The sequence below is a fragment of the uncultured Clostridium sp. genome, assembly GCF_937920395.1.
In the GTDB taxonomy this organism is placed as follows: Bacteria; Bacillota; Clostridia; order Clostridiales; family Clostridiaceae; genus Clostridium_AD.
This window is the reverse complement of record NZ_CALEVF010000310.1, coordinates 1-15491: the sequence shown is the minus strand read 5'-3', so window position 1 is coordinate 15491 and position 15491 is coordinate 1. Positions and strand designations below refer to the sequence as shown.

Annotated in this window: 13 protein-coding genes; 6 read left to right on the top strand and 7 right to left on the bottom strand. The window is 31.3% G+C overall.

The annotated features are described in order from the left end of the window. On the bottom strand, nucleotides 1-783 hold a 783-nt coding region (locus tag Q0649_RS19460; protein WP_367179419.1), incomplete at its 3' end, for a nucleoside-diphosphate sugar epimerase/dehydratase. A gap of 146 nt (nucleotides 784-929) precedes the next feature. Between Q0649_RS19460 and Q0649_RS19455 the strand changes: the two genes are divergently transcribed. Then, nucleotides 930-1091: a YvrJ family protein gene (locus Q0649_RS19455; RefSeq protein WP_298845804.1), complete on the top strand. Its 162-nt coding sequence runs from the start codon at nucleotides 930-932 to the stop codon at nucleotides 1089-1091. A gap of 67 nt (nucleotides 1092-1158) precedes the next feature. Here Q0649_RS19455 and Q0649_RS19450 read toward each other — a convergent pair whose 3' ends face one another. After that, nucleotides 1159-3699, bottom strand: a complete 2541-nt coding sequence (locus Q0649_RS19450; protein ID WP_298845803.1) for an InlB B-repeat-containing protein — start codon at nucleotides 3697-3699, stop codon at nucleotides 1159-1161. Between the two features lie 38 nt (nucleotides 3700-3737). After that, nucleotides 3738-4541: a hypothetical protein gene (locus Q0649_RS19445; protein ID WP_298845801.1), complete on the bottom strand. Its 804-nt coding sequence runs from the start codon at nucleotides 4539-4541 to the stop codon at nucleotides 3738-3740. A gap of 470 nt (nucleotides 4542-5011) precedes the next feature. Here Q0649_RS19445 and Q0649_RS19440 point away from each other — a divergent pair, with 470 nt between their 5' ends. Beyond that, nucleotides 5012-5542 (top strand): hypothetical protein, encoded by a 531-nt coding sequence (locus tag Q0649_RS19440; protein ID WP_298845799.1) that lies wholly within the window; start codon nucleotides 5012-5014, stop codon nucleotides 5540-5542. 32 nt (nucleotides 5543-5574) lie between these two features. Here the strand turns inward: Q0649_RS19440 and Q0649_RS19435 are convergent, their stop codons facing one another. Further along, complete coding sequence (locus Q0649_RS19435; RefSeq protein WP_298845798.1) at nucleotides 5575-6543, bottom strand: LCP family protein; 969 nt, start codon at nucleotides 6541-6543, stop codon at nucleotides 5575-5577. Nucleotides 6544-6757: 214 nt separating this feature from the next. On the opposite strand from Q0649_RS19435, the gene Q0649_RS19430 reads away from it, so the two are divergent. Then, nucleotides 6758-7831 (top strand): LysM peptidoglycan-binding domain-containing protein, encoded by a 1074-nt coding sequence (locus Q0649_RS19430; protein WP_298845797.1) that lies wholly within the window; start codon nucleotides 6758-6760, stop codon nucleotides 7829-7831. A gap of 107 nt (nucleotides 7832-7938) precedes the next feature. On the opposite strand, the gene Q0649_RS19425 is transcribed toward Q0649_RS19430, so the two are convergent. Further along, nucleotides 7939-8718, bottom strand: coding sequence for an SDR family NAD(P)-dependent oxidoreductase (locus Q0649_RS19425; protein ID WP_298845796.1), 780 nt, complete (start codon nucleotides 8716-8718; stop codon nucleotides 7939-7941). A gap of 136 nt (nucleotides 8719-8854) precedes the next feature. Here Q0649_RS19425 and Q0649_RS19420 point away from each other — a divergent pair, with 136 nt between their 5' ends. The 3 genes from Q0649_RS19420 (at nucleotide 8855) to Q0649_RS19410 (ending at nucleotide 13336) form a co-directional block, all read left to right on the top strand. Further along, nucleotides 8855-10426, top strand: a complete 1572-nt coding sequence (locus Q0649_RS19420; RefSeq protein WP_298845794.1) for a CdaR family transcriptional regulator — start codon at nucleotides 8855-8857, stop codon at nucleotides 10424-10426. Between the two features lie 140 nt (nucleotides 10427-10566). Continuing rightward, the gene (locus Q0649_RS19415; RefSeq protein WP_298845793.1) at nucleotides 10567-12504 is read left to right on the top strand and encodes an NAD(P)/FAD-dependent oxidoreductase; all 1938 of its coding nucleotides are present in this window, start codon (nucleotides 10567-10569) and stop codon (nucleotides 12502-12504) included. 37 nt (nucleotides 12505-12541) lie between these two features. After that, nucleotides 12542-13336, top strand: coding sequence for an acetoacetate decarboxylase family protein (locus tag Q0649_RS19410; RefSeq protein ID WP_298845792.1), 795 nt, complete (start codon nucleotides 12542-12544; stop codon nucleotides 13334-13336). Nucleotides 13337-13392: 56 nt separating this feature from the next. Here the strand turns inward: Q0649_RS19410 and Q0649_RS19405 are convergent, their stop codons facing one another. Beyond that, complete coding sequence (locus tag Q0649_RS19405) at nucleotides 13393-14865, bottom strand: methyl-accepting chemotaxis protein (RefSeq protein WP_298845790.1); 1473 nt, start codon at nucleotides 14863-14865, stop codon at nucleotides 13393-13395. Between the two features lie 101 nt (nucleotides 14866-14966). Further along, nucleotides 14967-15491 (bottom strand): glycosyltransferase family 2 protein (locus tag Q0649_RS19400; protein WP_298845789.1); only part of this gene is annotated, 525 nt, incomplete at its 5' end.

The window sequence follows — 15491 nt, the reverse complement described above, 5'->3', positions numbered from 1 at the left end:
TATTTCATACATACCTGGAATAATTTCTATTTTACATTTTGTTTTTTTACATATTTCTAGTATTTGTTGTTTATCATCGTCTCCTATAGTTGGAATAGCTATAAGAATAGTTTCTATATCATTTGATTTTGCAATAGAAATTATATCTTTTCTATTTCCTAAAACCTTTACTCCCATTATGATTTTACCTTTTTTATAAGGTTCATCATCAATTACAGCTACAGGAGTATACTTAGCTTGGCTGCTGCTTTTCATTTCTTTTATAACCATAGCTGCAGCTGCCCCAGCTCCAATTACCATTACCCTATTTCTATCATTCTTACTTACATTACAATTCAAAATACCCGAAAATCTTTCATAGACTCTAAAAGACATCCTAAACCCAAGTATGAATAGAATACTAAAAGCACATGCAAGTATACTTACTCCATATGTAAATGGATGACCGATAATTCTAACAAATGCAATGGTTAGAATATCTGCAGCAATACAAGCGCCAATAGCCAACATAAATTCATCTACACTTGCATAACTCCACAGACTTTCATAAAGTTTGAATAAATAAAAACACGCTATGTAAATAACTGTTACTATTATTGCTATCTCTTTATAATCGCTTGAATAAAACTTGAAATTTCTATAGTTATACCTAAAATAGAAAGCTAATATATATGCTAAGTTAACTAAAACTGCATCACTTAGTATGAGTATCGGCTTTTTCCATTTTCCTAAAGCTTTCACAATATACACCTCTTCTTCATTTTTCTCATAATTAGTTCTCATGATATTATATCATCATTTTTACTATTAAACATCTTTTCAATAAAAAAACACAAAAATCGCTATTTATATAATTAATTCTATAATATCCACAAAAACAATATTAAACTCATATATATATCATGTAATGGTGAGGGAGGTGATTATGCATGTATGATGCATTAATTAAACTGGTTAATACAGTTGGCTTCCCTATAGGTGTGAGTATATATCTACTAGTTAGATTTGAGAAGAAAATTGAGGATCTCAATATTTCTATCTCTAGTTTAGCTGTAGTAATATCCGCTGTTATAGGAAAATATAAAAAATAAGGATATCGAATTCGATATCCTTATTTTTATAGTCCAATAGAACGTTTGTTCTTTATTATTCTATAATCTATGCCTTTGCATGTACTATGGCACTCCAGTTGCTGTATACTTTTGTTTTCCCAACAACTCTATATGCCCTTGTTTTATAATAATAAGTTCTTCCTGCTGTTAACTTTGAATTTGTATAATAAGAATTTGTCATTCTTGCTAATAACCCATAAGTTCCTCTACTTGAAGCAGCTCTATATACTTCATAACCATTTGCTCCAGATACAGCGTTGCATGTAATTTTAATACTTTTAGAACTAATTCTAGTAGCCTTGGCATTTACAGGAGTTGCTGGTATTGGTTTTGCACTTACTAAAGCTGAGAAACCACTGTATATCTTAACATTACCATTTAGCCTGTATGCTCTAACCATATAGTAATAACTAGTATTTGTCATAAGTCCAGTGCTGTTATAACTCACACCAGTAGTGGTTGACACCAAAGTACATGAACCTTTACTCCCTGTTGCTTTATAAACTTCATATCCACTTACTCCATAAACAGCATTCCATCTAATATTAATACTGTTGTATGAGGTAGCTGCTGCTTTTAATGCTGTTGGTGTAGCTGGCATTGGTTTTGCACTTAACACAGATGAATAACCACTGTACACTTTAACAGAACCTATAAGTCTATATGCTCTAACCTTAAAGTAATAAACACTATTACTTGTAAGCCCACTATTGGTATAACTTATTGCAGTCGTTGTTGATATTAACGTATATTTACCAACACTTGATGTCGCTCTGTAAACTTCGTATTTACTTGCTCCAGCTACGCTACCCCATTTAACATTAATACTATTATATAAGGATGCTGCTATTTTTACTGATGTCGGTGCAAGCAGTATTGGTTTTGAGCTTATCATAGCTGAATAACCACTATACACTTTAGCTTTACCTACCATTTTATATGACTTAACTTTGTAGTAATAGGTATTGTTTGTAGTAAGTCCACTACTTTGATAGTTAGTTTTTGTAGTCTCTGACATCCAAGTATATTGTCCAGTGCTTGATAATGCTCTGTAAATAGCATACCCACTCGCTCCAGTTACTGTACTCCAATTAACATTAATACTATTATATGAAGCCGATGTCGCTTTTAACCCTGTTGGGATTCCATTTGGAATAACTGTCCACTTCGCATAAATTGTTGTATTTGTCATTACTTTATCAGTAGTAAAGTTCCATACCTTTAAACATGCAGCTTCTTTATACCAACCACCAAATGTGTAGCCTGTCCTAGTTGGTGAAACTGGCGCTACTATTAAACTATTATACGTTGCACTTTTATTACTTACTACACTTCCACCTTGGCTATTTAATGTAACTGTGTAGTTGCTCACTGTCCACTTCGCATAAATTGTAGTATCTACTGTTACTTTATCAGTAGTGAAGTTCCATGTATTTAAGCATGTTGCTTCTTTATACCAACCACCAAATGTGTAGCCTGTCCTAATTGGATCTGCTGGTTTTACAGCATTAGCATTATATTCAATTACCTGATTATTTACTAATGACCCTTGAGTTGAATTAAAAAAGACTTTGCTTGCGAGATTGTTAATAGTATATTTTACATCTTTTTTATTCCCCAAAATATCAATTATTTGAAATGTTATTGATGATTTATTGGCAACATCTAAACTTAGACTAAAGGTTCCGTTAACATTATAATCTATTTTTGTATCATCTAAATATAAATCAGCTATTGGTAGAGTTGCTCCTGTTATATTAAGTTTTCCTTCTTTAGCTATTAAAGCATTTTTATTATCTGCTTCGTATATCTTAAGCGGAATATCTATTGGATCATTTGAAGCTTTTATTGAACCTATTGAAATTGTTCCACCTAACGTAACTACAGTACCATATTTTAAAGTGGATGCCACTGTATTATATTGAATTGCATGTATAGTTCCAGTAACGCTTAAATTACCATAATTCTGGATTGCACCCAAAACATATACATCACCATTTACTGTAACCAACCCATTAATTGTTAATATTGAATTTGGTCCAATATATAAATCTCCATTTATTGTTTTAGTCGACCATTCCTCGCTTTGAGTAACACATGTTTGAGATAGAGGATTAATTGATGTATCTACTTGCTTTAACTCAAAATTAAGAGGTTTCAAATCTTGTTTGATTAAAGAAAGTGGATATATGTTTGAATTATCTATATGTTTAGCGTTACCTAAATTGTCAGTTACACTAACATAAGTAGCTTTCCATGTACCAATTTCATCTATACTAGATAAACTTAAAGTACCTTCATATATGTCTCCACTAATATTCTTCATACTTATAGATTTTGATTTATTTGTTAAAGGCGATCGATAAAAAATAGTAACATCTTTTATTCCACTACCGTCACTATTAGTAACCCCTAGTGTTACCTTAACACTTTCTCCAGCTACAACAGATATCTTGTCTACACTCATACTACTTAATATTGGTAGTGCTACGTCAGTTACTGCCTTAGCAGTCATTGGTGTAAAAACAATATTGCTTAATACCATTAAAAAAACTAATAAACTAGTAAAAATTTTTTTATAAAACACTCATATTCCCCCTCTTAATTACCGTTCTCTATATAATTTTATTCTTGTTCTTGTTTTTGTTTATCAGCCAATTCTTTTGCTTTTATTACAGCTTTCATATCCGCCTCTATTTTAGCGTTATTAGCAGCCTCAGTCTTAGCTTCCAAATTAGCCTTCTCCCTAGCTAATGTAGCTGCTCTTGTTTTAGCAAGATTAGTCGCCTTTACTTGTGCTGCCTTATTTGCAGCTATTGTAGCTGCTTTATTAGCTGCATTTGTCCTAGCTAAATTAGCTGCTTTTGTTCTAGCAAGATTAGCTGCTCTTGTTCTAGCAAGATTAGTCGCCCTTACTTGTACCGCCTTATTTGCAGCTACTGTAGCTGCATAAGCTGTATTTGACCTATTAACTGCTGCTCTATTTGCAGCAATTGTCGCAACTCTTTTAGCTTCAGCTAGTTTTGCTATCGCTTTTGACTGATTTGATAAAGTTTCTTTCGCCTTTGCTAATATTTCTCCCTGGCTTGCCTTATCTGAAACAATTTTTTCTGCTTTTGCTGCTTCATTTTGTTTTGCTAAAATTTCTGCTTCTTTTGCAAGTACATCTTTTTTTGCTTTATCACTGGCTAGTAAATCCGCTTTTTCTTTAGCTTTGGCTTTAGCTTCATTAGCAGCTAATTCATCACTTTTCTTATTAGCTAAGCTATTGTCATTATCAACTGCTGTTGCCTTTACTCCACTTGCTAAATTAGTCTTGTTTTCAGATGAATCTTTCATTTTATTAGTAATTGCCCAAGCACTGGTACTTATAAATAACACCGCTGCTACTGTTGTTATTGCTATTACTTTCGTAGTTACTCTCCTCATTTATCACGCCCCCCAAATTTTAGAACCATTAAAAAGTAAGTATATTATTTTATCTCATTATTAAAAACCATCTTTTTATAAATTTCTCCATTACAATCTAAGGTTTACTATTATAACTCGTATAAACCCAACTTATCTTTACCATATTACACTATTAACTATTGTATTCCTTTAATTATCGTGTTACAATTTGTGACTAATTCTGCAATAATGTTACTTTATGATTTCTCCCAAAATATAGCAATAGCCTCTATTTGAATGACTTCTATACCCTGAACACGCCACATATAAATTTTCTTGACATAATTGACCATAACCTATACAATAAAATTGTAAAATATGTTTTTATTGATAAATAAAGTTATAGTATAAATAAAGTTATCTATAAACTTTATAAGTTTGTTTATGTCCAATTATAAATGAAATCGATTTATACTTGTACATAACATAAGTATTAGGGGGGCCTCATTGTGAGTGAACAAATTATACCAACATATAAAAATGTCAATTCTTCTTTTTTCAAAAAGACTCTTTTTTATTTTAAAGTCAACAAAGCTCTTAAGGATTGTAAAACTATTGAATCAATCTTGATTAAGAATAAGGATTTAAAGAAAAAAGATAGTAGCATAAATTTAATAATGTCAAATGGATCTACAAACGAGGTAGATGATAGTTATTTAGTAATTAAGCCGTTTAATGAATCTGGCAGTATAAGTCCTCTAATAAAATATACTTTTATTAATGGAGAAATAGAAAAATACTTTGATGAAATTAAGCGTGATATTATTATTGTAGATTTATATGAAGACAGCTTATACTTACATAGTTTTACTAAAACAAACCTTTCTATTACAGGTTACTTAATTAAAGTAGAAGTGCAATCAGAAATAAATAAAACCTTAATTTTTACTAATCAAAAAGTTAAAATAGATGTTAGAAATACTAATAAATTTGAAACTATTAATGTATTTGATGATTTTATTAATAGTTATATAATATAAAAAAAACTCTCCAACCGGAGAGTTTTTTTATATTATTTAGGTTTTACATCATCATAAATGAATTTATGAAGTTGATCTGTTGTAGCCTTAATGTTTCCCACCAAATAATACACTTTATTGATCATTTGTGATGACCAGTAACCATCCACTGGGAATCTCTCTTGTTCCAAAGTTGTTGTACCAGTTGCAATAACTTTTGTACCAAGTTTTATCAAATTTACACTATTCATACTAGTCTCAGTGTAGGGTAAAAGTTTGTTAACAACAGATGGAAACTGCGTCGCTCCTACTGATTGAAGTTTTGTAATCATAGCTGTTAATACAGTTCTTTGTCTTTCAGTTCTCTTAAAATCGTCACCAGCAGTATAACGTATTCTTGAATACGCAACAGCTTGAAGTCCATTTAAGTTTTGTTTTCCAGTAGTTGTAATCTTAGTTATTGCTTCTTTTTCAATTCCACCAGTTTCTTGCATATAACTATTAATTAAAGGAACTTCATCTTGCTGAACATTAATAGTTACTCCACCAATAGCATTTATTAGGTTTTCAAGATCATAAAAATCAACAGCAACATAATCTCTAATGTTCAAATTAAAATTTTTATTAATAGTTTTAATTGCAAGTTGTGCTCCACCATAAGCATATGCATGTGTAAGCTTTGTTTGACCATGACCATCCACTGATACATAAAAATCTCTCATAAGTGATGACATTTTTATTTTTTTATGTTTTTGATCTATAGATAAAACTATCATAGAATCTGAGCGACTTGAGTCAGTCTTGGCTCTTCTATCTAGACCAAATAAAGCAATATTTGTTACATCATTACTCTGTTCTACATTTGTAGTCGCTGTGCTTTTAATCCCCAAATCCCCATCTTTTTTTGATATTTTCATAGTATTTATTTTACTAAGGTCATAAAAGACGTAACCAAATCCTCCTACAACAACCACTACAAAAATAATAAATATAATTAAAACATTTTTTTTCCACCGTTTCATTTTTGTGTCCTCCCCATTGTAATAGCACAATATATGCTTAAAATTACTTATTTTTATCTTATCAAAGCAATTATACTATTATATTTACTATTTTGCTATTTTTTTCCGTGACCATTGTAAGATTTATTTCTAATTTGCGATTATTTTTAATTATTGTATTATTATGGTATAATACAACAATACTACCAAATATTATTTAAAGGGGGGATAAACAATGAACAAAATTAAAAGTCTTAAACCTATTTTCTTAGCATCAATATTAACCATAGGTGTTTCAACAATTACATCACACAATGTATTTGCAACTACCATGACAACATATACTGTAAAAAGTGGTGATTGCTTATCTTTAATAGCATCAAAATATGGACAATCATTAAGTTCTTTAAGAACCGCTAATAATAAATGGAATGACACTATATATGTTGGACAAGTTCTCAAGGTTAATAGTTCAACTAGTTCTAAACCTACAACCACACCAACTAAAGCTCCAGCTCAGAATACAGTTAAAACTTATACTGTTAAAAGTGGTGATTGTTTATCTACAATAGCCAAAAAATGTGGCCTATCATTAAGTGCTTTAAGAACAGCTAATAACAAATGGAATGATACTATATATGTTGGACAAGTTCTCAAGCTTAGTAATTCAACTAGTTCTACAGCAACGCCGACTAAAACTCCAACGAAAGCTCCAGCTCAAAATGCACTTAAAACTTATACCGTAAAGAGTGGAGATTGTTTGTCTACAATAGCCAAAAAATGTGGTCTATCATTAAGTGCTTTAAGAACTGCTAATAACAAATGGAATGATACTATATATGTTGGACAAACTCTTAAACTTTCGACGACAGCAACAAGTACTACTACGCCACAAACCACGCCCGTCCAGCAATCAAATGCTGTATCGATAAGATATACAGAAAGCGATTTGAACTTGTTATCTAGATTAATAACTGCAGAAGCTGGAGGAGAATCTTATAATGCTCAACTTGCTGTAGGCGCTGTAGTTGTAAATAGAGTACAGAATAACTTATTTCCAAATTCAATTTCAGGCGTTATTAATGAACATACAAATAATAATTACCAATTTACTGTAGTAAAAAATGGTGCTATCAATAGACCTGCTAGTGCAAGTGCTTTAAAAGCTGCATTATCAGCACTTAGTGGAGTTGATCCAACAAAAAATGCTTTATTTTTTTATGATGGTGTTACTCCATCAGGTTTAACTTCAACGCAACCAGTATCCATAGTTATTGGAAGAATGACTTTTGTATACTTATTAAAATAATTTATTAACACTTGTAGAAAGTTTGCAAGTGCTTTTTTTATGCTTTAAAAATGATAAAACTAAAAGAATCACTCTCAAATATACTTTTGAGAGTGATTCTTTATTTTTTACGTTAATGTATATCCTCCATCAACTAAAAGGGTTTGGCCTGTTATAAATCCGCCAGCATCTGAGCAAAGCATATTTGCTATTCCTTTGAAGTCTTCTGGGAATCCCCAACGACCTACTGGGCATTTTGCAGCAACAACTCTATCCATCATTAATTTTTTCATTGGTGGTTTTGTTGTCATGCTAGTGAAGATAGGACCTGGAGCAATAGCATTTACAGTAATTCCATAAGGAGCTAGTTCGAGACCAAATGATCTAGTTACACCTCTTATTGCATGTTTAGTAATAACATATGGAGACATTCCAGAACGCATTCCGAGGTATCCTGCAATAGACGATACGTTCAAAATTCTTCCTCCCTTGCCTTCTTTAATAAAGAATTTTCCAGCTTCTGCGATAAGTGAAACAACTTGATTTAAATTAATTTGCAAACAACGTTGATATTCCGCTTCACTATAATTATCACCAACAGGATTATGTGATTCAATACCTGCAGCATTTATAAGTATGTCAAATCTATTATATTCTTTAAGAACTGCTGGTATAATTTTGCTTACTTCATCAGTTTTTGATACATCCGCATGTATTGGGAAAAATTTTTGTCCTGCTGCTTCAACAAGTGCTTTTGTCTCTTCATATGAGGTACTAGAATATGTTCCGGCAATGTCTACACCACCTTCGGCAAGTCCAACTGCTATTGCTTGCCCTATTCCAGATGCTGAACCAGTAACTATCGCTATTTTTCCTTTGATATTTGATAAATCGTTTACACTTTTCATAATTTTTCTCCCCTCACTTTTAAGTTTTTACTATAATATAGTTATATCACACTCAAAAATCTGTTACTATATATATAAATCCAAATTGTGGTACCTTACTTGTGCGAAATGCACTATATTTTAATGGAGGTGTATTATGAATATTACTTTTAATCACTTATGTGAATACTTTACGTCCAAAACTAAAAACGTTTACTTTAACAGTGCACAAGGTGATCCATTTATCGATGTTGATTTAGTTACAGGGAAAGAAATAATGTATTTAGAAAACTATATTTATATTGGTTATACTTCTACTTTCAAAGGATCTATGGATAAAATAAGTAATGCCTGTTTTATTTTACTGAATGATGATAGTACAATACTCGGAAAATATATTAACAATAACTTAAGAATAATCGAACTTAATGAAAATGAGGATATATTAGAGATTTATAATGAGGTAAGGGCTTTCTTTAGGCGTGATGTAATTTACAATAAATTCAAAGTGTCACTATTAGAATCTTTGCTCGCAGGAGATGACCTTAATAAAATAATTGCCACCGCTTCAAAATTAATTGGCAATCCCTTAATTGTTATTGATCTAAGTTTCAAAGTACTTGCTAGTTCTGCTCTAGAGAATATTACTGATTTGTTATGGATGGACAATGTTAAAAAAGGATATTGCTCTTATGAATTTATTGCCGAACTTAAGAAATTAGACGCATTGATAAAAGGAAGAAAAACAGAGAGGCCCTTTGAAGTAACCTGCCCAGTAAGCCCTACAAAAAAAGTTGTATTCAAAATAGTTGTAAAAGGTAAAACCGTAGGTAATATTCTGCTCCTAGAATGCGCAAAACCTATAAGCCTTGATGACTACGATTTGTTAATGTTAATAAGTGAAATTATTTCAAAGAAACTAGAAAAAGAACAATTTTATAACAATACCAAAAATGTTCTAAGTGAAGAAATATTATATGATTTATTAGAAAACAACATAAAAAACAAAACTATAATTAAAGAAAGATTAGATAATTTTTCTTTGGTATTTAGTCCTCATATTTTTGTTTTAGTAATTGACATTTCAAGTTATGAACTTAAACAATCTGTATATTCTAGATATCTCAATCCAAATTTATTGAATCTTTTTCCAAAGAGTAGTTCAATTTATTATAATGGAGATATCGTAATAATAAACGATACAGACCAGTTTGTCCGAAGTCAAAATAGAACTGAGAAAATTAAAAGCTTTTTATCGGAAAATAATTTAAGAATGGGAATTAGTAGCGAGTTCTCTTCAATAGAAGATTGCAATATATACTATAAGCAAGCAATCGCAGCCCTAGAAGTTGGAAACATTCTAGGAGAGGAAAAATATATTTATAGACATGAGGATATTCAGCCTTATAATTTTATTTATATGGCAAAAGACCGAATACTAAAAGAGGATTTTTATAACACTTCCATATATATATTAAAAAAGTATGACGCCAAAAACAGTTCCGAATTATATAAAACTTTATATATATATCTAAAAAATAATCACAGTATGACAAAAGCAGCAGACGAGATGTTTATACATCGAAATACCCTTAGGTATCGATTAGAAAAAATTTCAGACTTAATAGGAATAAATTTAGATGAGAATGACAATAGTTTTAAACTATATTACGCTTATAAATTAATTGGTTTTTATAAAAAACTAATGAGTGCACAAAGAAATATATAACTTTTTATGTATAAGTGCATAATGCACAATGATAATAAGTGTTTTTGGATTTTAATCCATAGCATGACATTTTATGAAATGTTATACTTCAGTTAATCTAAAGAATATAACAAATACTACATAAGGAGGTATATTTTATAATGAAATATGAAAAGCTTTTCAAAAAAGGTCATATAGGTAACTTAGAAATAAAAAATAGAATAGTAATGCCAGCAATGGGGACAAATTTAGCTTCCTACAATGGTGAAGCATCTAATGAGCTCATCCGTTATTATGAGGAAAGAGCAAAAGGTGGATGTGGATTAATAATTACTGAAATAACTAGAGTAGATGATGAAACAGGGGTAGGAATGCCCAATCAATTAAGTGTAATGAATTTAAAACAAATCCCAAGACTTCAAACTTTGGCTCGCACAGTGCACAAATACAACACAAAAATATTTGTCCAATTACAACATCCAGGAAGACAAAATCACGCTATGATGATAGATGGTCGTCAAATAGCTGGGCCAAGTCCTATAATGTCATCAGCTATTGGTGAAATGCCTAGAGAAATGACAATAGAAGAAATCGGCGGTCTAGTTGTGAAATTTGTAAAAGGCGCTGTTTTCGCACAAATGGCTGGTATAGATGGAGTTGAAATTCATGGTGCTCATGGATATCTTGTAGCACAATTTATGAGCCCTCAATCAAATCATAGAGAAGATAAATATGGTGGAACTTTTGAAAAGAGAATGAGATTTATAACAGAAATAATAATGGGCATACGTGCAAAATGTGGTGAGCTCTTCCCTATCTCGGTTAGAATTGATGGAAATGAATTTACTAAAGATGGTATAACACTCGATGAAGCAATTCAGGAAGCAGTTTACCTTGAAAACTTAGGTGTAAATGCTATTAATGTAAGTGCAGGAACATATGAATCCGTTACTACAATAATAGAACCAATCTCATATCCTCAAGGATGGAAAAGGAATTTAGCCAAAGCTATAAAAGCAGCAGTTAGTATCCCAGTAATTGCTTGCGATGTAATTAGAAAACCTGATATGGCTGAAACTATATTAAAAGAAGATAATTTAGATTTTGTTGCAGTAGGTAGAGCGCAATTAGCAGATCCAGAATGGGGTAATAAATCAAAAGAAGGTCGCGAGGAAGATATAACCCCTTGCATATCATGTTTGAACTGTATAGAAAGCATTATGAAATGTGGGAATATAGAATGTGCTGTTAATCCAAGAGTTGGACGAGAACTTGAATATTTAGATTTTCCAAAAACCGGCGACGATAGAAAAGTAGTAATTGTTGGAGGTGGCCCAGCTGGAATGGAAGCAGCTAGAGTTTTAGCACTTAGAAAATTTGTACCTATAATATTTGAAGAAAAAGACTGTTTAGGTGGCAATGTCTACCTAGCTACTAAACCTCCACTAAAGGAAAAATTAGATTGGTTCCTAGAATATCAAAAATTAGCTATTAAGAAATTAAACGTAATGGTTAGATTAAATGAAAAAGCTACTTTAGAAAAGATCAATGAAATTAATCCCTATGCAGTATTTATTAGTTCAGGATCAAACCCTATAGTCCCTCCTATTCCAGGAATAGACAAGAGTTTTGTATATACCTCAACTGATGTTTTAGAAAACAAAGTAGTCTTAGAGAATAAAAATATAGTGATTGCCGGTTCTGGAATGACAGGACTTGAAATAGCAGAATTATTAACTTCAAAAGGAAATAAAGTAACAGTAATCGAAATGGCAGATAAAATTGGACCTTCAGGGTATTTGCCTAATGTAATTGATATAAGTATGAGACTTGCCAAAGCTGGAGTAGTAATGCTTCCTTGTAGCAAACTTACAAATATTAAAGATGGTGAAATAGATATTGAAAACACTAAAGATAAAAAAGTTACTACTATAAAAACCGATGTTGTAGTTTTATCTTTAGGGGTTAAATCAAATAAGGAAATAGTAACTCAGGTTGAAGAGCATTATGATATTGTTGAATTATTAGGAGATGTTCTAAAACCAGGTAGAGTTGTTGATGCAGTGCTTAATGGATTTGAAAAAGCATACATGCTTTAGTAAGATATAATACATTTAAATTTAGGAGGGGTATATTATGCATAGTTTTACAAAAACAATGGAACAATTAAAATCATTACAAGGCAGCAAAACAGTATTTTATGGTGCTGAGACATTAAATACAGTTTGGGAAACCAAACCAGAAGTTATAGCAAAATTACTTCCAGCTCCATTAAAACCAGTATTAGGCAAACCATTAGTTTCAACCTTCGTAGCCAATTATCCTAAAACAAGCTTTGCTCCAGGTTACAAAGAAGCTGGTTTGTTTATCCTTGCACAGTGTGATGGAGTAGTAGGTAGATACTGTTTATCCATGCCAATAACTGACGGAATGGCAATGTCCATGGGAAGAGAAGTATGTGGACTTCCAAAGAAAATGGCAAATATAGATTTTGAAGTGAAAGATGGTAAAGCAATAGGTAAAATTAGTCGTAATGGAATAGAATTTTTTACAGTTAATGCTGATATATCAGGCAATTTAAATAAAGACGGTAAAGTAGAAGAATTTAATGAAGGCGTAAGTGAATATATGTATAACATACTCTATGCTAAAGCAGCTGATGGATGTGGTTTCTTATTAAGTCCTACTTTGATAAAACAAAAATTAGCAATAGATGATGTAAAAGAGGATAAATTAGCAACCGCAACTGTAGTACTTACTGATTCTCCACATGATCCATGGGCAGAGCTAGAAGTAGTAAGAATGATAGGTTCTCAGTATACAGTTAGTACAAACACATTAGAACCTGGAGAAATGTTATACTTTAACAAAATTGATCCAATGGGATTTGTTCCATACTCCTTTACAAAATGGGATTGGTGGGGTAAATAATTCAAGTAAACGTTTTTAAAGGTACCTATTGCCCTTGGGCTATAGGTACCTTTCATTTATGCTTTAACCGCTCTAAGTTCACCAATGAATTTTTCTAAATCTTTAAAGCTTGTTACGATATTTCCCATCCGTACATTTTGTTCATTCATTCCGCCCAAGATTTCTTCAACAGAAGCTGCTGTTTCTTGCGCAGTAGCCGCTAAATTTGTAATATTGCCTAATACCCCAGAAGAAGATTGTTCTATTTTTAAAGTCATAGTATCTACCTCTGATGCCTTAGCTAACATTTCCTTAGAATTTAAGTTTATGCTTTCAAACGCTTTAATAACCTTGTTTACAGATTCATTACTAGTGCCCGCTGAGGTTTGAAGTTCATTAATTTCAGTGGATACTTCTCCTATCTTACTTTTGATGTCCCCTAAAATATTTGAAATCTCAAGATTAGAACTTTGTGATTGCTCAGCCAATTTTCGAACTTCATCAGCTACTACAGAGAAACCCTTGCCTTGCTCACCAGCTCTTGCTGCCTCTATTGCTGCGTTTAATGCTAATAAATTTATCTGTTTACTTATAGCAGTTACATTTACCAATATACTTTCAATATTATCCGCCTTAAAATTTAGATCCTTAGTAATTAAAACTGCCCCTTCTACACTTGTTGATACTTTCTCCATTTCCTTTGACAAGAAAGTAATGTTATTGCCACACTCCTTAGCTTTAGATAAAGTATTTTCTGATAGAGAGCGCATAGCACTTGATCTTGCTGCTACACTTTTTATATACTCAGTCTCTGTATCTATTTCATTATTCACTCCACCTATTAATCCAGTTTGAGCTTCAACATTTAAACTTATTTCCTTAAAACCAGAAGCTAATTCCTCAGAAATCTTACCTGACGCATTTACATTCCCTTGTAACTCCTCACTAAAATTAACAAAATTGCTAATAGAAAGTTGAAGTTTTACTAACACATTATCAACAATTTCTTTTGAAAGTTGTATTTCATTCATTTTCACTTCTACTTGTTTATTTAATCTTTGCGTTGCACCTATTTGTATAAAAAATAAAATAGATATAACTAAAAATACCACAAGTACAGTACCTAATCCCGATGGGTCATTATACGTACCATACATCTTTCCACTTTGTGAAAAAAAGCCATATATCAATGTACCGTCTACTAAAATTGCTGAAAGTATTGTTGTCTTGTAACTCTGATATAAGGATATTGCAACCATAACTACAAATGCAATTAAAAAACCATCAAGATCATGGAACATAAGCACAAATAAAAAATGAGTAATACATAGTCCTACTGCAGCTATGTACTTTATCTTATCTTCAATTATTTTTCTCCATACAAGAACACTAAGTAAAATACTTATACCCACTAGTATCGGTGCAATAGTAATTACCCCTTTTTTATCAATCCCAGCTAATACTGAAAATACAATATAAATAAAAGACATTATCCACATTATTTTTGCCATAAGTAAGTTTCTTTTTCTTAATACTTCCAAATTATTCAAATCAATTCTCCCCCTATATAATATAAGTATTATATATAATATATAATATAAATGTTATATTCTTCATAAAAAGATAATTTCCTTTATATTATTGATTTATTTTACATCTCTTCTTCCTCATTACTTGGAACAAATTGTTTCCTTTCTATAGTTCCCCATGAATGACGCAATTTCCTAAATTTAAAAATACCTTCAATACGGTAAAGTATAGTAAGTTGTCTATAGCCTAAATTCTCAATTACTGCAAATAACATAAGATGCATTGTATCCTTAAGTGATGAATATTTACAAAACGATACCTGCTCAAGTAATATACTGCCCATTGATAATGTACAACCAAGTAGAAATGCAATAATAAGATAAATTATAAACATATCAAAATGTAGTAAGCCAAACAGATAAGCTAGAGGTATAAATATATAACCTAGAAACTCAATAATTGGACCTAATAATTCAAATATCCAATAATATGGTAATGATATCATACCGATGGTTCCGTATTTAGGGTTAAATATCATAGATTTATAACTTAATAATGTATCAAATAAACCGATTTGCCATCTTCTACGCTGAGTTCTTAAATCCTTAAAGGATTCAGGCGCTTGAGTCCAACATATTGGTTCTGC

Excerpts from the sequence above, each read along its gene's own strand:
- Q0649_RS19415 (WP_298845793.1), top strand. The coding sequence starts at position 10,567 with ATGAAATATGAAAAGCTTTTCAAAAAAGGTCATATAGGTAACTTAGAA.
- Q0649_RS19430 (WP_298845797.1), top strand. The coding sequence starts at position 6,758 with ATGAACAAAATTAAAAGTCTTAAACCTATTTTCTTAGCATCAATATTA.
- Q0649_RS19445 (WP_298845801.1), bottom strand. The coding sequence starts at position 4,541 with ATGAGGAGAGTAACTACGAAAGTAATAGCAATAACAACAGTAGCAGCG.
- Q0649_RS19455 (WP_298845804.1), top strand. The coding sequence starts at position 930 with ATGTATGATGCATTAATTAAACTGGTTAATACAGTTGGCTTCCCTATA.
- Q0649_RS19425 (WP_298845796.1), bottom strand. The coding sequence starts at position 8,718 with ATGAAAAGTGTAAACGATTTATCAAATATCAAAGGAAAAATAGCGATA.
- Q0649_RS19410 (WP_298845792.1), top strand. The coding sequence starts at position 12,542 with ATGCATAGTTTTACAAAAACAATGGAACAATTAAAATCATTACAAGGC.
- Q0649_RS19435 (WP_298845798.1), bottom strand. The coding sequence starts at position 6,543 with ATGAAACGGTGGAAAAAAAATGTTTTAATTATATTTATTATTTTTGTA.
- Q0649_RS19420 (WP_298845794.1), top strand. The coding sequence starts at position 8,855 with ATGAATATTACTTTTAATCACTTATGTGAATACTTTACGTCCAAAACT.